This is a genomic window from Salipiger thiooxidans, assembly GCF_900102075.1.
Classification (GTDB): Bacteria; Pseudomonadota; Alphaproteobacteria; order Rhodobacterales; family Rhodobacteraceae; genus Salipiger; species Salipiger thiooxidans.
Genome location: NZ_FNAV01000001.1, coordinates 1 through 18,113 on the forward strand (window position 1 = coordinate 1; position 18,113 = coordinate 18,113).

Below are 18,113 nucleotides of genomic sequence, written 5' to 3' on the forward strand. Positions count from 1 at the left end.
CCATGCGTTTCGACATGATCTGTGAGGCCAACGGGATTGTGCACCGGCTGACCAAACCCAACCATCCCTGGACCAACGGACAGGTCGAACGGATGAACCGCACGATCAAGGAGGCCACCGTCAAACGCTTCCACTACGAAAGCCATGATCAGCTGCAAACGCACCTCTCGGACTTCATGGCAGCATACAACTTCGCGCGCCGGCTCAAAACCCTCAACGGGCTCACACCCTACGAATACATCTGCAAGATCTGGACATCAGAGCCGGACAGATTCATCTTGAACCCGATCCACCAGATGCCGGGACTGAACACCTAGCCCCGGACACAGTGCCCTCCTGCGATCTGGCGGAGGCTCTCGGTTGCTCCATGAAGGACGGACCGACCGGTCCCTATGTGGCCGTCGACCCGATGCAGGCCACCAGCCAGCCCGGCGTCTTTGCCGCCGGCGACCTTGCCAGCCCCATGCCCAATGCAACGATTGCGGCGGCGGCGGGCGTGATGGCGGGCACCGCCGCGCATCGCTCGCTGATCTTCGACCCCGATCTGACCGCTACCGCCTGAAGGAGCATCGCCATGCAACAGACCACACGAGACTTCTGGAACGACCGATACCGCCAAAAGACCGGCGAGAGCTCAGGCAAGCCCAGCCTCGTCCTGTCCCAGTTCGCCGGTCCGCTGGTGCCTGGGCGGGCGCTGGAACTGGGTTGCGGCCGGGGGGACGACGCGCTCTGGCTGGCCCGGCAGGGCTGGCAGGTGACGGCGGCGGACGTTTCCGCCGTGGCGCTCGACTACGCGTTCCAAAGCGCCACCCGCGCCGGACTGGCCGGGAAGATCCACTTCGAAGAGCACGATCTGGCCGAAACCTTCCCCGAAGGCGTCTTTGATCTCGTGGTCGCCAGCTTCCTGCAATCGCCGCAGGACTGGCCACGCGCACATGTGCTGGCCCGGGCTGCCGGGGCAGTGGCCACGGGCGGGCGACTTCTGATTACCGAACACGCCTCGCGCCCGCCGGGGTCCGACGCCCCCGAGGACACGGTTTATCCAAGCGCCGAGGAAACGCTGGCCTCGCTCGACCTCGATCCCCGGCACTGGCAAAGGCTTTGCGTCTGTGCCATCGCCCGCACGGGAACCAGAGACGAGGTTCAGGGCGAAACGGTCAAGGACAACGTGATCTTCATGGAACGGCTGGGATAGGCTAGGTGTATGATCCCACGGTTTGATGTTGTGATCCTTTCGAAGGAACGGAAGGATGCCCTATGGGACAGGTTCGTCACGGAAGCGCCACGTACTGTTACCCGGCAGGCGATTTGCATGGCAAATCTGCCGAGAGGCCACGCACGCCGTCAGAGCAGCAATACAGCGATCCACTGCCCGACAGGGTCATGCGCAGCATGATCCCGAGAGGGGAAAGCTTCGCTCGCGACGTTGAGCCGGGAGCTCGGGATCAATCCCAAGACGGTTGCGAAGTGGCGCAAACGGCAGACGGTCGATGATCTCAAGACCGGCCTAACGGAGCCTCGTTCGACGGTCCTCACCGAGGCTGAGGAGGCGGCCAGCCCGCGTTGAACAGCGCACAAAGGAACAGCGTCCGGCCGCCCACATCTCATTCCCCGGGCGGCGGGACCAGCGGCACGGAATTGTCGCCGTTCACATTGCCATTGAAGAACGGCACGATGCCGACGATCAGCATCGGCACGACCACCATCAGGCCGATCCACATCTGTACTCGAGCGGTGCCAAGGATGCCCCGGTGCTGGATCGCGAAAGTGATCAGCATCAGCGCAGCACCGATGAAGAATGCTGCGCCCGCGTCGATATCCGCAAGCCCGAGGAGCGAGAAGCGCAGCACTGAAAAGCTTTGCAGGAACGGCGTGTTGGCCTCGGTCAGCGCAGCGATTGCGGCCTGTGCCGCAGCGCCGTCAGACAGGCCCTGGATCGCTTGCGCGTTGGCGGCGCTGCCAAGCCAGACCAGCACCTCTGGCGCGCCCGGGGTAAAGACCGGCATCGGGGCGACGGCGTTCAGGACATAGCACGCTGCGATGGCGCACCCCAGCGACAGAACCGGAGTCCAGGCGAACCGGTTCCACCAGACCGACAGCGGTGCGAGGAACTTGCTGTAACGTAGCGAGGCGGCCACACCAAAGACCGCAGCCCCACCCGGCTTGTTTTTGTTCTGATCGAGATCAGCACAAGCGCGGGCACGCCGCTTGCGATCCAGAAGGCCCCTTTCCAGTCTATGGCACGGTGCAGCCCGTCCACCTCGTTCACGGATGTTTCGGCGCGATGTCCGCCGCGGAATTTAAGGACATGTTTCCTCCCTTTTGAACTTTTCGCCAGTTTCAGAATTTGCACACCAGACAATTGCATTGCACCAAGCAGGAACAAACTTCGAACCCAGCCCGATGTGCGGCTTGAGGGAACGGCAGGAGATGTCGTCTGAAACACCCGAAACCGGCGGGCTCTGTCCCGAGATGGCGTCGCTGCCATCCGAATTTTCGCTTGAGTTACAGGCGGGTGCCGGGGCGTCTCTTCAAAGCCCGTCGTGAAGGGAGGATTTGCGTCGCATGCGCGCCGGGCCTGCGGCAATAGTTCGAAGGTCGGGTGTGCCGGTCGCGCCGCAAATCGGCGCGTTTCCACATCAAAGGCGGGGGCAGCACCGGAATCACGGGCGCCGCCGCGCGGTTCGTCCAGGGGCGGCATCTACGACCTTTGTTTAATTTATGGCAAAATGGCTTTACACAAGTTAAACATTGCGATGAGTTGCAATCATGACAAGCAGCACCCCCTTCCTCTCTCTTCAAGAGCCGCACGCCGAGACCCTGCGCGAAGACACTGCGCGGCGGCTTGAGGCGCTGGCGGACCCTGAGGTCCTGATCATCGGCGGCGGCGTCAACGGTGTGGCGACACTGCGCGAGCTGGCACTGAACGGCGTGTCCTGCGTGCTGCTCGACACTGGGGATTTCTGCACCGGCGCCAGCGGAGCATCGAGCCGCATGGCCCATGGCGGGCTGCGCTATCTCGAAGGGCGCGAGTTCCGGCTGGTGGCCGAGTCCGCGCGCGAGAGAAACCGGCTCGTGGCCCATGCGGGTCATCTGGTCAAGCCGCTCGAAATCGTTGTGCCGATCGAGCATCGGCTGCGGGGCTTCGGGCGGGCAGTGCTGCGTTTTCTGGGTCTGTCGAAGCGCAGCGGGCCGATGTCTCTGCTTGCGCTCGAAGGGGGCCTGCTGGTCTACGAAATCTTCGGGCGGCGCGAGCATCCCCTGCCCTCGCACAGCACCTTTCTGCGCCGGTCGGGCTTTCCCGAAGGGCTGCGCGATACGACCCGCGCAGTGACCAGCTATTTCGACGGCCAGATCACCCAGCCAGAGGGGTTGGTGATGGAAATGCTGCGCGAGGCGCTGGATCAGGGGCCGCAGGTTGCCGCGCTGAACCATGTCTCCTGGCAGGCCGAGGGCGGCGCAATCACATTGCGCGACCGCTTCGGCACCGGCAGTTGGACGCTGCGCCCCAGGGTGATCGTCAACGCCACCGGCGCCTGGATCGATCAGGTCAACGCCGAGCTTGGCGGAAACACCCGTTACCTGCGCGGCATCAAGGGCGCGCATCTGGTGCTGCACAACCCGCAGCTTTTCGAGCGGATGGCCGGGCGGGCCTTCTACTTCGACGATGGCACCGGGCGCATGGTCATCACTCTGCCCGTGGACCGGAACGTGCTGGTCGGCACCACCGAGGTCGAGACCACGGATCCCGATGATCGCCGTGTCGCCGAGGATGAGATCGCCTATTTGCTGCGCGCCATGGATGGACTGTTTACCGACATCTCGGTGGACCGCTCACAGATCGTCTCGGTCACATCGGGCATCCGCCCCCTGCGCAGGGGCGTTGAAGGATCGGCGACCAGTGCGGCGCGGGATCACGCCCTTGAGGAAGACCGGTTTCCGGCCTGCCCCGCGCCCGTGCTGTCTCTGGTCGGCGGCAAGTGGACCACCTTCCGTGCTTTTGGCGAAGAAAGTGCGGATCGCGCGCTGGCGCTGCTGGGACGGTCGCGCCGCGTCTCGACCGCCGCGCGGGACTATCCCGGCGCAAGCGCTTGCACTGCCGAAGAACTGGACCTGCCGCTATCGCTCGGCAAGCGGCTGATCGACCGCTACGGCGCTCTGGCGCGCGAGGTTGCGCCGCTTTGCCGCGACGAGGGCGCCGTGCCGATGGCGGGGGCATCGGACTGGTGCCGGGGCGAGATTCGCTGGGCGATCCGCGCGCGCGGTGCCGCCACGCTTGAAGATCTGGTGCTGCGCCGGACCCGGCTGAGCTTTGGTGAGGGGCTGCGGCCCGAGACGCTCGAGGATCTGGTCACGCTGCTGTCGCAGGAGACGGGGCGCGACGGGGCCGAGCTGGAGGCAGAGCGCCGCGCCGCCCTGCGCGATCCAAGACTGATGGGGACCCGCGCCGAACCGGCGTCGATATAGGGACGGGGAGACCGGATCATGAGCACACCAGTGCTGATCGCCATTGATGCCGGTGGGACGGCGGTAAAGGTCGTGGCCTTCGACCTGGAAGGCGTCGAGATCGCCACCGAAACAGCGGATGTTCCCACGCAGCACCACCCGGACGGCCGTGTCGAACGCGATCTGGAGCCGTTCTGGACCGGCACCGTTTCGGCGCTGCGCCGCCTGACGGCCGCTTGTGCCGGACGTGAGATCCTGGGGGTGGGCTGCACCGGTTTCGGCAACGGCATCTTTCTGGTCGACGAAGATGGCCGCGCCACCCGCCCCGGCATCGTGTCGGTGGATCACCGGGCTCAGCCGCTTGTCGATGCGCTCACCAAGACGGGTGCCGCGCGCGAAATTTCTGCCGTGACCGGGCACCGTCTTTGGGGTGGCCAGACGGTGATGCAGATCGCCCGCCTGGCGCAGACCGAGCCGGAGGTCATGGCGCGCACCCGCTGGGCGCTTGCCTGCAAGGACGTCATCCGCTTGCGGCTGACCGGCGCGGCATTGACCGACCCGAGCGATGCCAGCGGCGGCGGGCTGGTGGATCTGGCCTCAGGCGACTATGCTACGGAGGTGCTTGAACGGCTGGGCCTTGGCGCGCATCTGCACCGCCTGCCGCCCATCGTGGCGAGCGATGCGGTCGCGGGCCGCATCAGCCGAGAGGCCGCCGAGGCCACCGGCCTGCCCCAGGGCACCCCCGTCGCCGGCTCAATGATGGATGTCGCCGCCTGTTCGCTGGGCGCGGGCGCGGTGGATGCGCCGGTGCTGACCATGATCGCGGGCACCTGGTCGATCAACAGCCTTGAAAGCGATGCACCGCTGGGCGACGCCGCGCCGATCCTGAACATGCTCTATCGTGGCGACAAGCGTCTGATTGCAGAGGGCAGCCCAAGCTCTGCCGCCAATCTTGGCTGGTTTCTCGACCGGGCCCTGGGGCAGCGCGTTGGTGTGGACGAGGCGAACGCGCTCGTGGCCGCAAGCCGGGCAACCGGGCGGCGCTGCCAGTTCATGCCTTACGTCTTCGGGCCGGAGCCGCGTCGTGGCAGCTTTGTCGATCTGGGGGCAACCGACGATCTGGGAACCATGCTGCGCGCGATCTACGAAGGGGTCGCCTTTCAGGCGCGCCGCCATGCCGAGGATGCCGTGGGTCTGGCCGGGCAGGTCTTTCCCGGAACCATCCGGCTGGCGGGGGGCGCCGCGAAATCGCCGGTCTGGACCCAGATCTTTGCCGATATCTGCCAGCGCCCGGTCGAGGCCGTGCGCGCCGGAGAGGTGGGCGCACTGGGGGCCGCGATCTGCGCCGCCGTCGCGTCGGGCGCCTATCGCGATCTGGCCGAGGCCACGGCGCGGATGACGGGCACGGCCCGTCGCGATGATCCCGACCCGACGCTTGCCGAGCTCTACGATACACGCTTCCGCGCGTTCCGTCGGTTCGACCTGGGACTGGCGGCCATGATGATGGACTGAGCGCCTTCGGGACGCCGGGCGAGACAAACAGCTTTTCAAGGGAGGAAAGACAATGAGAAAGACGACGTTTCTACTGACAACCGCGCTCTGCGCAGCGGCGCTACAGGCCCAGGCGCAGGACATGTCCTGCAAGGGGAAGCTGTCGACGCTCAACGTGATCGGACAGGGGATGCCCGCCGTCACCGCGCTGGACTCCTACCTGCCCGAGTTCAACGAGAAATGGGATACCGAAGTCAAGGTGACCATGCTGGGCGAGAACGAGCGCCGCGCCAAGGCGCGCCTCGATGCCTCGACGGGCGCGGGAGCATATCAGGTGCTCTATATCGACGAGGCAAACCTTGCCGAGTATGTCGATGCGGGCTGGGTCTATCCGCTGGCCGACGTGGTGCCCGAAAACTATGAGATCGGCGATTTTCGCACCGATCTGAGCAATGTCGCCACGGTTGACGGCGTGCTGTATTTCGCCCCCTTCGTGGGCGGCGGCGACGTGATGATGTACCGCAAGGACCTGCTTGAAGACGCCGGGATCGACACGCCGACCACGCTGGACGAGATGGTCGCGGCGATCAAGGCGCTGGACGAGGCCGACAACGGCGCGCATGGCTGGTCGGCGCGCGGGCAGCGCGGGTCTGGCATGAATGTCTGGCGCTGGACGCCGTTCTTCCGCGCCATGGGCGGCGAATGGCTGGACGGCGATATGCCCGCCTTCAACAGCGATGCGGGCGTTGAGGCGACAGACCTGTACATCGACCTGATGAAAAGCGCGCCTCCGGGTGTGGCGACCTTCAACTGGTCGGATTCGGTCGAGGCGTTCCGGGGTGGCCAGGTCGCCATCCTGATTGAATCCGACGTGTTCGGCCCGTGGATGGAGGACCCGGCGAAATCCTCGGTGGTGGGCAAGGTGGGCTATGCGCCGCCGCCCGACCCGCTGCCCTCGGCAGGCTGGGCGCATGGCTGGGCGGTGTCCAAGACCGGCGCGGCTGACGACTGCACCAAGGCCATCGCGGGCGATTTCGTGGGCTGGGCCACCTCCAAGGAGATGGAGCAGCGCCGGCTCGAGGCGGGCATCGCCTCGGATATCGGCCGCACCTCGACGCTGCAAAGCGACGCCTACAAGGCGCTTGTGCCTGCCGAGTACATCGAAGCGCTGCTGGCCACCGGCGACAAGACCAACCTTCTGATCATGAAGAGCCCGGTCTGGCCTGAAATCGGCGACAACCTTGGCCTGACGCTCGAAGAGCTGTTCGCGGGCACCCGTGACGACGTGCGCGGTGCGCTGGACGAGGCGGCCTTCTTTGCCGAAGACAGCCTGATGCAGCTCAAATAACGCCCCCTTTCCGGCGCGCCCCGCTTTCGGGTGCGCCGGAGCCATCCTTTGCCTGAAGGACATGCCATGACCCGGAAACGGTTCGTCACCTTGTCGCTTGTGCCAGCAATCGGCCTGCTTGCTACGCTGGCGCTGGTTTCGGTGGCCGGTGCTGTGTGGTTCTCGTTGATGAACCGGACCCTGCGCTCGGCAGATTACGACTTCGTCGGCGCCTACAACTTCCTGCGCCTGCTGCGCGACCGGCGCTTCATGAACGCGCTGGAAATCTCGGCGCTTTGGGAAATCATCACCGTGCTCGGAACGCTGGCGCTGGCGGTGCTGCTGGCGGTAATGATCTTCGAGACGGTGAAGAAACCGCTTTGGCGCAACCTCTTGTGCTTTGCCTTCCTGGTGCCGGTGCTGCTGCCCCGGGTGGCGGCGGCGTTCATCTGGCGGTTCCTCTATTCGCCATCGCTCGGTGTCATCAACTACCTGTGCGGTCTGGTCGGCATCGGCCCGGTCGAGTTCCTGGCGGACCCATCTCTGGCGCTGATCTCGGTCGCGGTGGTGGATATCTGGCAATGGGGCCTGTTCTTCACCGTGATCCTGCTCAAGCTGCTGGAGACGCTGCCGCGCGATCCCATCGAGGCGGCGCTGCTGGACCGGGCCCGCACGTGGGAGATCCACGCCTATGTCACCCTGCCGATGCTCAAGGGGCCGCTGATCAGCCTGGCACTGGTCAAGGCGGTGGAAAGCCTCCGGTCCTTCGATCTGATCTTCGTGATGACCGGCGGGGGGCCGGGCACCGCGACCGAAACGCTCGACCTTTACGCCTATCAGATGGGCATCAACATGGGTGGGCGCATCTCCTATGCCTCGGCCATGTCCATCCTGCTGCTGATCGTCACAACGGTCGCCTTCACCATCATCTGGAAAGCGGGGAAGAAATGGGCAAGCTGATTTCCGCCATCGGGGTGCGCGTGCTGCTGGCCGTGCTGATCGTCGTGGCGCTGGGGCCGATCCTCTGGACCGTGCTCGGCGCCTTCAAGGAGCTGCGCGACATCGTCACCCCGGTGCCCAAACTCGTCTTTGAGCCGACGCTGGACAATTTCGCCACCATCCTGCGCAACCCCACGATCCGCGACGGGCTGCTGCATTCGGCGATTGTCGTCTCGGTCTCTGTGCTGATCGGCGCGCTGCTGGGCATTCCGGCGGCCCATGTGCTGGCCCGCCACGCGCGGCGCTATGGCGACGACGTGCAGTTCTTTGTGCTGTCGCTGCGCTTCATGCCCCCCGTCGCCATCGCGATCCCCTTCATCGTCATCTACCTCGATCTCGGGATTTACGACACGCTGTTCGGGCTGATCCTTGTCTACCTCATCACCACCATCTCGACGGTGATCTGGCTCGCCGTGCCCGCCTTCGAGCGGGTGCCGCAGAACATCGAGGAAGCCGCCGCCATGGAGGGCTGCGGCCCGGCGGAGATCTTCTGGCGCTTTTCCCTGCCCGTCGCGGCACCGTCGCTCTTCGGCGCGCTGGTCTTCACCTTCGTGCTGGTCTGGAACGAGCTGCTGCTGGCGCTGACGCTGGCGGCGCAGAATGCCACCCTGCCCGTGGTGGCCGCCTCGATCACCTCGCTGGGCAAGGAAGTGCCCTGGGGCGTCATCAACGCCGCGACCGTGGTGCTGGTTCTGCCGCCGCTCGTCTTCATCGGCCTTCTGATGGGCCTGCTCAACACCATGGTCCGCAGCGGCCCGAAATAGGACACATCCCATGGCCAATATTTCCTGTACCGATATCGTAAAGTCCTATGGCGCCCATCCGGTGATCGAAGGCATGAACCTCGACATTCCCGACCACGAATTCGTGGTCTTCCTCGGCCCCTCGGGCTGCGGCAAGTCGACCATGCTGCGCATGATTGCCGGGCTCGAAGAGGTGACAGGCGGGCGCATCGTCATCGGCGGCACCGACGTGACCACCCTGCCCCCGGGCGAGCGCGGCGTCGCGATGGTGTTCCAGAGCTACGCGCTTTACCCGCATATGAGCGTCGCCGACAACATCACCTTCGGCCTGCGCCGTCAGGGTATTGCCAGGGCCGAGATCGCGCCGCGCCTTGCCCATGTGGCGCAGATGCTGGGGCTCGAGCCGTATCTGGACCGCAAGCCCAAGAACCTCTCGGGCGGCCAGCAGCAGCGCGTTGCCATGGCCCGCGCGATGATCAAGACGCCCAAGGTGTTCCTTTTCGACGAGCCGCTGTCGAACCTCGACGCCAAGCTGCGCGAAAAGCTGCGGACCGAGATCCGCAAGATGCACCTGCAACTCAAGACCACGACGATTTTCGTCACCCACGATCAGCTCGAAGCCATGACAATCGCCGATCGCATCGTGCTGATGCGCGACGGGCGCATCGAGCAGATGGGCAGCCCCGACGAAATCTTCGAACGGCCCGCCACGCGCTTTGTGGCAGATTTCATCGGCACGCCCGCGATGAACTTCCTGCACGCCACCATGCAGGACGGCCATGTTGCCCGCGCGGGCAACATCGCGCTGCGGCTCTCGCCCACTGACTTCCCCCGCCTGCGCCCCGGCCAGAACGTCGAGCTGGGCCTGCGCCCCGCCCGGATGAAGCTGTGCCCGGAAGGCACGCCCGGCGCGCTGACCGGCACGGTGGTGCTGGTCGAGAACATGGGCGCCGAGGGGCAGGTCATCACTGATGTGGACGGGCATGAGATGTCCTTTACCACCCCGGCCTTCCGGGGCCTCGCAATCGGGGATCGGGTGAGCTTTGCTATCGACCCCGGGCATGTCCACGCCTTCGACCCGCAAAGCGGGCACAGCCTTCGGGAGGAGTAACCCAATGACCCGCTACGCCGACAAGATCGCCCGCATCCGCGCGGGCAGCTATCGCAAGGGCGATTACATGATCGCCGACGCCAAAGATTCCGATGTCACCGGCGGCATCACCACCACCGGCGCGCGGCGCGATGCCTCCGGGATGCCCAGCGGCCCGCGCACCCGCCCCGAATTCCTGCGCCAGATCCGGACCGTGGTCGAACAGGACGTGGTCGACATCATGCTGACCTCCGCCGGCAACATGGCCGCGCTGCGCGAGGCAGGCGTTTTCGAAGGCAGCGCCATCCAGCCCGCGTTTCGCGCCAATGAAACGACCTGCGTCTGGGGCAATGTGCGCGGCGCGGGCTATGCCGCACAGCCCTCCCGCCCCTATCGCGGCGCGGATCTGGGCTTTGCCCCCGCGGATTTGTGTCTTTATTCGATCACCTTCAACAACGACACCGAGGCCGACGCCGATGCTCTGGAACGCTATGCCGCGTTTCGCGCCGAAGCGCGTGACGCCGGGGTGCGGCATTTCCTTGAAGTGTTCAACCCGAACGTCGCGGGGGCCGTTGCCCCCGAGGACACCGGCGCCTTTGTCACCGATTGCATCATTCGACTGCTGGCGAGCCTGACCCCGACTGAGCGGCCCGAGTTCCTGAAGGTCGCCTATAACGGACCCGAGCACATGGCGGCGCTTGCCGCGCATGACCCCTCGATGGTGGTTGGTGTTCTGGGCGGCGCGGGCGCCACGCATCGCGACACGTTCGAACTGCTGGCGCAATCCGAACGCCATGGCGCTCGGCTGGCGCTGTTCGGGCGCAAGATCAACCAAGCCGAAGATCAATGCGCGCTGATCGCCTGGATGCGCCGGGTTGCCGATGGCGAGACGACGCCCGCCGAAGCCGTCCGGGGCTATCACGCCGATCTCGCGACGCGTGGATTGCAGGCGGATCGCACCCTTGAAGACGATCTTCGGATCACTGCGGAAAGTCTGTGCTTTGACGCTGTCTCCGAGCCGGTCTAGCCTGCGCCACTCGCGTCGCACTCAAAGGACAGCAATGGCCCGCGCCAACCACCCATCCGACCGGATCGTAGCCGAGATTGCATGGCTGTATTACATCAAGGGTTATAACCAGGCCGAGATCGCCAAACGGATGAACCTGTCCCGACCGACGGTCATCACCTACCTGCGGCTGGCGCGCGAGCGTCAGATTGTGGGGGTGAAGATCGCGGGGCTGCATTTCCGGGTCAACGACCTGGCGGATGCGCTATGCGCGCGCTACGGCCTGCAAAGCGCTTATGTCGTCCCCGAGGCCGAAAGCGCGCTGGAGACCGCCTATCAGGTGTGCGAAGCCGCCGCGCAGTTCCTGCCCGATTTCGTATCGACCAGCGACACGTTGGGCGTGAGCTGGGGGCAGACCGTGTCCTTCGTGTCCGAACGGGTGCCCTGGTGGCCGGTGCAGGGTCTGGTCGTTCGTCAGTTGATCGGCTCGCTGGCGAACCCCTTGCTGCCCACCTGCGAAAGCTGCACAACCGAGATCGCGCGGCGGCTCTCGGCGCAATGCATCAACCTAAACGCCCCGGCGGTGTGCAGCGATGCCGGGCTGGCCGCCCAGCTTCGAGCCGAGCCGATCATTGCGCAACAACTCGACCGCCTGCTCGACTGCAACAAGGCGATCTATTCGCTCAGCCCCTGCACCCTCGACACGCATGTCGTGCAATTCAACCTCGCGACCGAGGCGGACATTTCCGATTACCGCGCGAAGGGCGCGGTGGGCATCATCGCAGGTCGCTTCATCGACCCGGAGGGCGTGCCAGTTCTCGGCGATCTCGACCGGCGCATGATCGGCGCCGATCAGGAATGCCTGCGCGGGATGGAGGGGCTGCTTGTGGTGACCGGTCTGCCCAAGATGGAAGCGACCCGTGCGGCGCTGCGCGGCGGTTATGTCAATCATGTCGTGCTCGATACGGCGCTTGCCGAAGAGCTGACGCGCAACCGGCCAGCGTGATTTTCACGCGGGTCGCGGAGCGACTTGCCGCCTTATATGTTCAGTCCCGGCATCTGGTGGAGCGGGTTCAGGATGAATCGATCCGGCCTCTGATGTCCAGATTTTGCAGGTGTATTCGTAGGGCGCGAGCCCGTCGAGGATCTTGAGCCTACGAGCGAAGTTGTAGGCAGCCATGAAGACCGAGAGGTGCGGTCTCAGCTGAATGTGGCTGTCGTAGTGGGGGCGTTTGACGATGGCCTCCTTGATCGTGCGGTTCATTCGCTCGACCTGGCCGTTTGTCGGCGAAACAGTCCCCCGGACTGTTTCCCAATCCTCCAAACTCCACGGATGGTTCGGGTTGGTCAGGCGGTGCTCGATCCCGCTCGACCATTGTCCTTGGACCAATGGCGGACAAGGTCTCGCCCTCACAGATCATGTCGAACCGCATTGCCCGCGCGTATGCTGTGTTCCGGTTGCGGGGCTGCTCGGCGATCTGCCCCGGGGACGGCAACACCCCTGCCCTCGCGCCCGTCTACGACCTGCTCTCGACCATTCCTCATCTTCCTGCGGACGATTTGGCCCTGTCGGGCGGCGGCGAGCGCGCCTTCAAAGCACTGACCTCGGCCCGCTGGAAGGCCTTCGACAACCGCGTCAAGCCCCCCGAACCCGCCGTTTTGAAGGTGGTTGCCGAAACTCGTCAGGCGGTCGATGCACATTGGTGGGATCTGCCCGAACGCGCCGTCGTACCCGGCGCGGTCCCGGAACGCATCGACGCCCACGTCCGGACGATGACGACCGTTCTGGTCGGGCGACCGAGGTCGGGGATTTCCGGACCCGCCCCAGTTGGGGATCACGGATCGGCAAGCCATATCGGCAATGACGATCGGTCCAGCCTCACGGCGGGACGGACGCCTCATTCGGACGAAGTTCATTGAGCCTGCGCAGCTTGCAAGAAGATCGAGACCATGGCGGCTGAATTGCAACGTAACGCGCGAATGAGAAGGAAAAAAAGCACGAAAACTCGTGTGAAAATACTGCACACAAAGCACATCAACCATCTGATTTAAATTACAAATTCCCCCATCCATCATCGGGAGGCGGACAGACGAGCGTTCGGGCGCAGACTTCACCGGTCATGCGCGTTCCTTTGTCCTTGCTCTGGATCGGGCCGGTTCGGAGGTGAGCCAGCCACTGCCGGGCGGGGGCATGGTGCCCTGGCCGGTCCCCCTGAACACGGTCTGACGTGACTTGGATCCTGGACATAGGAGCGCCGGGCGGCGGCGGTGAACCTGCGGGCCCCTGCATCTGCAGCAAGGAAACCCGCCTGGTCACGCTCTGGGTCTCGCGAGGATGGGTCGTCGAAACAGGGGCAAAGATGATGATGCCCGATCTGCTCGAGCGACAGATCCCGTGTCGGAAGCCGGCGCGGCGCCCCCGCGCAACCTTGAACTCCGCCATGGAACCCATGCCGTGACGCCTGCGTGGCATCATGCGAATCGCGGGGAAGGCGGTTGCAGGTATTGCCGTTTGCGAGCGGCCCGGCGGAGGTCGTGCGCAGGGTGGTTCGGGCGGCGTTCCGCCTCGTGCAAGACAGCTCGGCAGCTCTCAACCCGGAAATGGCCGGACTTACATGTCCGGCGGCGGCATCCGTGCCGCCCTCATACCAAGCGCTCAAAGTCCCTTGCCACGTGGCGCGGAGGCTGCCTTGCGGCCGCAGAGGCCTCAGCGGGGACGTTCACAAAACTGCCAGGAGAACACTTTTAGGTTGCAAATGCCCTCCGCGGAGACACGCCAGATACACCTGCGGTTATAAATGCCCTCTATCCAACAACCCTTGATAGTGCTAACTTTTCTCTCGGAGAGGTGTTTCCCGTAGGGGGGAGACGAGACGTTCGCGATCGGGGCAGATCCGGCAGTGCCGCTTCCGTCCCATCAGGGTGGGCTTTGACATGACGGGACGCGTGGAGACGGCGCCAAAGGGCGCGGAAGACGCGGGCGGCGGGCCCCGATCCACTGCGCGCCATGCCCGGCCCGATGACGGCACTTCGCGCCCCACCGCACGCCACGGACCGCCACCGCATTCCACGGGCACCCCGATGCCCGCATCCAGGACGTTCGACCTGACCCCGGTGCCGTCACGGCCGCGAGACCCGCGCCCGTGTACAGCCACCACGACGGGGTCGAGGTCGCCCGTGGCCCTTAAGGGGATCCACGCCGCCTTGCCGGGCGGCACCGCACTCCCGCCGGGCAATTCTCTGAAGTCGCGATATTCTGAGGAGTTTCTTATGAAACCGAAGCACTGGATAGCAACGACCATTTGCAGCACCGCATTCATCGCCGGCGCCGCATTCGCCCAAGACGCGGAAACGGCCGACCAGCCGAACATCTTAGTGATCTGGGGCGACGATGTGGGTCAGTCCAACGTCTCGGCCTACACCATGGGCCTGATGGGCTACACCACGCCCAATATCGACCGGATCGCCAAGGAAGGGATGATGTTCACCGACTATTACGCCGAGCAGTCCTGCACCGCCGGCCGGTCGTCCTTCATCATGGGCCAGTCGGTCTTCCGCACCGGCCTCTCCAAGGTCGGCCTGCCCGGCGCCGAAGAGGGCATGCAGGTCGAGGATCCGACCATCGCCGGCATGCTGAAGGCGCAGGGCTACGCCACCGGCCAGTTCGGCAAGAACCACCTCGGCGACCGTGACGAACACCTGCCGACGAACCACGGCTTCGACGAATTCATGGGCAACCTCTACCACCTGAACGCCGAGGAAGAGCCCGAGCACGAGGATTATCCGGGCGACATGGTGATGCCCGACGGCAGCACCTTCCGCGAGACCTTCGGACCGCGCGGCGTGCTGCATTCCTACGCCGATGGCGAGATCCAGGACACCGGCCCGCTCACCCGCCAGCGCATGGAGACCGTCGACGACGAGACCGTCGCGGCAGCCATCGACTTCATCGAGCGCCAGCAGGAAGCGGGGACGCCCTGGTTCGTGTGGTGGAACGGCACCCGGATGCACGCCCGCACCCACGTTCCCGACGACGTCCGCGCCAAGGCCGACGAGATGGCCGGGCGCCACCTCGACGAGTATTCCGCCGGGATGCTGCAGCACGACATGAACGTGGGCCAGCTTCTCGACAAGATCGACGAGCTCGGAATCGCCGACAACACCTTCGTGTTCTACTCGACCGACAACGGCCCGCACATGAACACCTGGCCGGACGCGGCGATGACGCCGTTCTGGGGCGAGAAGAACACCCAGTGGGAAGGCGGCTGGCGGGTGCCCGCGATGGTGCGCTGGCCCGGCAAGGTCGAACCCGGAACCGTCTCCAACGAGATCATCCACCACATGGACTGGTTCCCGACCTTCCTCGCGATGGCCGGCAACGAAACCGTCAAGGAAGACCTGCTGACCGGCGTGACCGTGGCCGAGGTCGGCGGTGGCCGCGACTACCGCGTGCACCTCGACGGCTACAACATCCTGCCGCTGCTGACCGGCGAGACCACCGACAGCCCGCGCGAGGAGATCTTCTACTTCACCGACGACGGCGACCTTGCGGCGCTGCGCTGGAACGACTGGAAGATCACCTTCCTCGAGCAGAAGGCATGGGGCACGCTGCGGGCCTGGATGGAGCCGCTCACGCCGCTTCGCACGCCGCTGGTGTTCAACCTGCGCCGCGACCCCTACGAGCGCGCCTACCGCACCTCGAACACCTACTACGACTGGATGTTCGACCGCGCCTACATGCTGGTGCCCGCACAGCGCTATGTCGGCAATTTCCTCGAGACCTTCATCGAGTACCCGCCGCGCCAGGAAGCGGCGTCGTTCAGCCTCGACAAGGTCATGGAGAAGCTGTCGCAGCCACATGGCGCCCAATAGTCCACGCTTGACGGACCGGCGGCCCCCGCCGCCGGTCTTTCCCATTTTCAGGAGGTTCCTGCGATGCGTATTGCCGCAGCCACGATTGTCACGCTGACCCTGCCCCTGAGCGCCCTCGCCGATCCCCTGCCGTCGTGGAACGACACCGAGGCCAAGGCCGCGATCATCGCCTTCGTCGACACGGTCACCGATCCCGAGTCCGGCGATTTCGTCCCGGCCCGCGACCGCATCGCCACCTTCGACAACGACGGCACGCTCTGGGCCGAGCAGCCGGTCTATTTCCAGGCGCTCTACGCGCTCGACGTGCTCAGGGAGAAGGCCGCGGACGATCCCTCGATCCTCGGCACCGACGTCCTGAAGGCCGCGGCCGAGGGCGATCTCGACACGGTTATGGCCAGCGGTATCGAGGGCCTGCTCGAGGTGATCAACGTCTCGCACGCGGGCATCACCGTCGATGCCTTCCAGGCCGATGCCTACGAGTGGCTCACCACCGCGACCCATCCGACCAGCGGCAAGACCTATGCCGGTATGGTCTACCAGCCGATGCTCGAGCTGCTGAGCTACCTGCGCGACGAGGGCTTTGCCACCTACATCGTCTCGGGCGGCGGCATCGACTTCATCCGCTCGTTCGCCGACGACGCCTATGGCATCCCGCCGTGGCAGGTGGTCGGCACCGAGGGCACCACGACCTTTGCCGTCGAGGAGGGCGGCGCGGTGCTCAACAAGGACGGCGGCGTCACCTTCGTCGACGACAAGGAGGGTAAGCCGGTCGGGATCATCCGCCACATCGGCCAGCGCCCGATCTTCGCCGCGGGCAATTCCGACGGGGATTTCGAGATGCTCGAATACACAACCGGCGGCGACGGGCCGTCCTTCGGACTGATCGTGCACCACACCGACGCCGAACGGGAGTTCTCCTACGATCGCGACAGCCACATCGGCGAACTGGAGCGCGGCCTCGACGAGGGCCCGGAACGCGGCTGGCTGATCGTCGACATGGCACAGGACTGGGCGAAGGTGTTCCCGTCCGACTGAGCCTGGCGACTGAGCCTGGCAACTGGGCGCGCGGGACGCTTGCGGGAAGAAGGCTTGGGGGAAGAAGGATTGAGCATGGACGACATGACCGACACCGGCGCGCGCGCCCAGATCGACGCGCTGCGCGCGCGGATGGGCGACGCGATCATCGGCCAGCGCGAAGTCATCGAGCGGCTGCTGATCGGCCTCCTGGCCAACGGCAACCTGCTGGTCGAGGGCCTGCCGGGCCTTGCCAAGACCCGCGCCATCAAGGCCCTGGCCCGGAACATGGAATGCGATTTCAGCCGCATCCAGTTCACCCCCGACCTGCTGCCCTCGGACGTCACCGGCACCGAGGTCTATTACCAGGGCGAGGGCGGCGGCTCGTTCCGCTTCGAGCCGGGGCCGATCTTCGCCAACCTCGTGCTGGCGGACGAGATCAACCGCGCGCCTGCCAAGGTGCAGGCGGCGCTGCTCGAGGCGATGGAGGAACGGCAGGTTACGGTGGCGGGCACCACCCACCGGATGGAGCCGCTGTTCATGGTCATGGCCACCCAGAACCCCATCGAGCAGGAGGGCACCTACCCGCTGCCCGAGGCGCAGATGGACCGCTTCCTCATGCACGTGAACATCACCTACCCACCTGTCGAGGACGAGGTCGAGGTCATCCGCCTCGTCCGCTCCGAGGAGATCGCGGCGCAGGCGCCCGCGGACGGCGCCCATCTCGAGCCCCGCGCTCCGATCCCTCAGAAGGCGGTGTTCGCCGCCCGCCGCGAGATCGCCGCCCTGCCCGTCGCCCCGGCGATGGAGCGCTACATCGCCGATCTGGTCAACGCGACCCGCGTGCCCGGGCAGTTCGGCGACGACCTGAAGCGCTGGATCGAGGTCGGCGCCAGCCCGCGCGCCTCGCTGGCGCTCGACAAGTGCGGGCGCACCCACGCATGGCTCGCCGGTCGCGACTACGTCGACCCAGAGGACATCCGCGCCGTGGTCGCCGACGTGCTGCGCCACAGGCTGGGCCTCAGCTACGAGGCGCAGGGCGAAGGGGTCAGCCCCGACGCGGTGGTGGCCGAGATCGTCCGGCAGGTGGCCCTGCCCTGAGACGCCACCCCGGCGGTTGACCCG

Annotated in this window: 16 protein-coding genes and 2 pseudogenes; 16 read left to right on the forward strand and 2 right to left on the reverse strand. The window is 65.5% G+C overall.

Annotated features, from left to right (window positions below; translation table 11 throughout):
- From BLQ77_RS00005 to BLQ77_RS29935, 4 genes and pseudogenes are all read left to right on the forward strand, one after another.
- Window positions 1–317 (forward strand): integrase core domain-containing protein (locus tag BLQ77_RS00005; RefSeq protein ID WP_165616986.1); only part of this gene is annotated, 317 nt, incomplete at its 5' end.
- 50 nt (window positions 318–367) lie between these two features.
- Window positions 368–562, forward strand: coding sequence for a hypothetical protein (locus BLQ77_RS00010; protein ID WP_242661585.1), 195 nt, complete (start codon window positions 368–370; stop codon window positions 560–562).
- 12 nt (window positions 563–574) lie between these two features.
- Window positions 575–1,195, forward strand: coding sequence for an SAM-dependent methyltransferase (locus BLQ77_RS00015; RefSeq protein ID WP_089953959.1), 621 nt, complete (start codon window positions 575–577; stop codon window positions 1,193–1,195).
- Between the two features lie 62 nt (window positions 1,196–1,257).
- Window positions 1,258–1,555: pseudogene (locus BLQ77_RS29935) on the forward strand (hypothetical protein); the annotation flags it as partial.
- Between the two features lie 49 nt (window positions 1,556–1,604).
- On the opposite strand, the gene BLQ77_RS00020 reads toward BLQ77_RS29935, so the two are convergent.
- Window positions 1,605–2,138 (reverse strand): amino acid permease, encoded by a 534-nt coding sequence (locus tag BLQ77_RS00020; RefSeq protein ID WP_207545796.1) that lies wholly within the window; start codon window positions 2,136–2,138, stop codon window positions 1,605–1,607.
- A gap of 631 nt (window positions 2,139–2,769) precedes the next feature.
- On the opposite strand from BLQ77_RS00020, the gene BLQ77_RS00025 reads away from it, so the two are divergent.
- The 8 genes from BLQ77_RS00025 (at window position 2,770) to BLQ77_RS00060 (ending at window position 12,108) form a co-directional block, all read left to right on the forward strand.
- Window positions 2,770–4,467, forward strand: a complete 1,698-nt coding sequence (locus BLQ77_RS00025; protein WP_089953962.1) for a glycerol-3-phosphate dehydrogenase/oxidase — start codon at window positions 2,770–2,772, stop codon at window positions 4,465–4,467.
- Window positions 4,468–4,485: 18 nt separating this feature from the next.
- Complete coding sequence (locus BLQ77_RS00030) at window positions 4,486–5,958, forward strand: FGGY-family carbohydrate kinase (RefSeq protein WP_165616987.1); 1,473 nt, start codon at window positions 4,486–4,488, stop codon at window positions 5,956–5,958.
- Window positions 5,959–6,010: 52 nt separating this feature from the next.
- Window positions 6,011–7,285: an ABC transporter substrate-binding protein gene (locus BLQ77_RS00035; RefSeq protein WP_089953966.1), complete on the forward strand. Its 1,275-nt coding sequence runs from the start codon at window positions 6,011–6,013 to the stop codon at window positions 7,283–7,285.
- Between the two features lie 66 nt (window positions 7,286–7,351).
- A complete protein-coding gene (locus BLQ77_RS00040) occupies window positions 7,352–8,224 on the forward strand; it encodes a carbohydrate ABC transporter permease (protein WP_008885819.1) in 873 nt (290 codons plus the stop codon).
- Window positions 8,212–9,027, forward strand: a complete 816-nt coding sequence (locus tag BLQ77_RS00045; RefSeq protein ID WP_008884655.1) for a carbohydrate ABC transporter permease — start codon at window positions 8,212–8,214, stop codon at window positions 9,025–9,027. The genes BLQ77_RS00040 and BLQ77_RS00045 overlap by 13 nt, the downstream gene beginning before the upstream one ends.
- A 10-nt stretch (window positions 9,028–9,037) precedes the next feature.
- Window positions 9,038–10,117: an ABC transporter ATP-binding protein gene (locus tag BLQ77_RS00050; RefSeq protein WP_089953969.1), complete on the forward strand. Its 1,080-nt coding sequence runs from the start codon at window positions 9,038–9,040 to the stop codon at window positions 10,115–10,117.
- Between the two features lie 4 nt (window positions 10,118–10,121).
- Window positions 10,122–11,123, forward strand: a complete 1,002-nt coding sequence (locus tag BLQ77_RS00055; RefSeq protein WP_089953972.1) for a hypothetical protein — start codon at window positions 10,122–10,124, stop codon at window positions 11,121–11,123.
- Window positions 11,124–11,157: 34 nt separating this feature from the next.
- Window positions 11,158–12,108, forward strand: coding sequence for a sugar-binding transcriptional regulator (locus BLQ77_RS00060; RefSeq protein WP_089953974.1), 951 nt, complete (start codon window positions 11,158–11,160; stop codon window positions 12,106–12,108).
- 32 nt (window positions 12,109–12,140) lie between these two features.
- Here BLQ77_RS00060 and BLQ77_RS00065 read toward each other — a convergent pair.
- Window positions 12,141–12,465, reverse strand: a pseudogene (locus BLQ77_RS00065) (integrase core domain-containing protein); the annotation flags it as partial.
- Between the two features lie 26 nt (window positions 12,466–12,491).
- Between BLQ77_RS00065 and BLQ77_RS29000 the strand changes: the two are divergent.
- The 4 genes from BLQ77_RS29000 (at window position 12,492) to BLQ77_RS00085 (ending at window position 18,089) form a co-directional block, all read left to right on the forward strand.
- Window positions 12,492–13,022 (forward strand): hypothetical protein, encoded by a 531-nt coding sequence (locus BLQ77_RS29000; RefSeq protein WP_207545797.1) that lies wholly within the window; start codon window positions 12,492–12,494, stop codon window positions 13,020–13,022.
- A 1,350-nt stretch (window positions 13,023–14,372) separates the two neighbouring features.
- Window positions 14,373–15,974: an arylsulfatase gene (locus BLQ77_RS00075; protein ID WP_089953977.1), complete on the forward strand. Its 1,602-nt coding sequence runs from the start codon at window positions 14,373–14,375 to the stop codon at window positions 15,972–15,974.
- Between the two features lie 63 nt (window positions 15,975–16,037).
- A complete protein-coding gene (locus tag BLQ77_RS00080) occupies window positions 16,038–17,009 on the forward strand; it encodes a haloacid dehalogenase-like hydrolase (RefSeq protein ID WP_008886049.1) in 972 nt (323 codons plus the stop codon).
- Window positions 17,010–17,084: 75 nt separating this feature from the next.
- Window positions 17,085–18,089: an AAA family ATPase gene (locus tag BLQ77_RS00085; RefSeq protein WP_008883770.1), complete on the forward strand. Its 1,005-nt coding sequence runs from the start codon at window positions 17,085–17,087 to the stop codon at window positions 18,087–18,089.
- Window positions 18,090–18,113 lie beyond the last annotated feature (24 nt).

What these genes read in the sequence shown, in the direction of transcription:
- BLQ77_RS00085 (WP_008883770.1), top strand. Translation starts at nt 17,085, where the DNA reads ATGGACGACATGACCGACACCGGCGCGCGCGCCCAGATCGACGCGCTG.
- BLQ77_RS00025 (WP_089953962.1), top strand. Translation starts at nt 2,770, where the DNA reads ATGACAAGCAGCACCCCCTTCCTCTCTCTTCAAGAGCCGCACGCCGAG.
- BLQ77_RS00045 (WP_008884655.1), top strand. Translation starts at nt 8,212, where the DNA reads ATGGGCAAGCTGATTTCCGCCATCGGGGTGCGCGTGCTGCTGGCCGTG.
- BLQ77_RS00030 (WP_165616987.1), top strand. Translation starts at nt 4,486, where the DNA reads ATGAGCACACCAGTGCTGATCGCCATTGATGCCGGTGGGACGGCGGTA.
- BLQ77_RS00060 (WP_089953974.1), top strand. Translation starts at nt 11,158, where the DNA reads ATGGCCCGCGCCAACCACCCATCCGACCGGATCGTAGCCGAGATTGCA.
- BLQ77_RS00075 (WP_089953977.1), top strand. Translation starts at nt 14,373, where the DNA reads ATGAAACCGAAGCACTGGATAGCAACGACCATTTGCAGCACCGCATTC.
- BLQ77_RS00035 (WP_089953966.1), top strand. Translation starts at nt 6,011, where the DNA reads ATGAGAAAGACGACGTTTCTACTGACAACCGCGCTCTGCGCAGCGGCG.
- BLQ77_RS00080 (WP_008886049.1), top strand. Translation starts at nt 16,038, where the DNA reads ATGCGTATTGCCGCAGCCACGATTGTCACGCTGACCCTGCCCCTGAGC.
- BLQ77_RS00010 (WP_242661585.1), top strand. Translation starts at nt 368, where the DNA reads ATGAAGGACGGACCGACCGGTCCCTATGTGGCCGTCGACCCGATGCAG.
- BLQ77_RS00040 (WP_008885819.1), top strand. Translation starts at nt 7,352, where the DNA reads ATGACCCGGAAACGGTTCGTCACCTTGTCGCTTGTGCCAGCAATCGGC.
- BLQ77_RS00050 (WP_089953969.1), top strand. Translation starts at nt 9,038, where the DNA reads ATGGCCAATATTTCCTGTACCGATATCGTAAAGTCCTATGGCGCCCAT.
- BLQ77_RS00015 (WP_089953959.1), top strand. Translation starts at nt 575, where the DNA reads ATGCAACAGACCACACGAGACTTCTGGAACGACCGATACCGCCAAAAG.
- BLQ77_RS00055 (WP_089953972.1), top strand. Translation starts at nt 10,122, where the DNA reads ATGACCCGCTACGCCGACAAGATCGCCCGCATCCGCGCGGGCAGCTAT.
- BLQ77_RS29000 (WP_207545797.1), top strand. Translation starts at nt 12,492, where the DNA reads ATGGCGGACAAGGTCTCGCCCTCACAGATCATGTCGAACCGCATTGCC.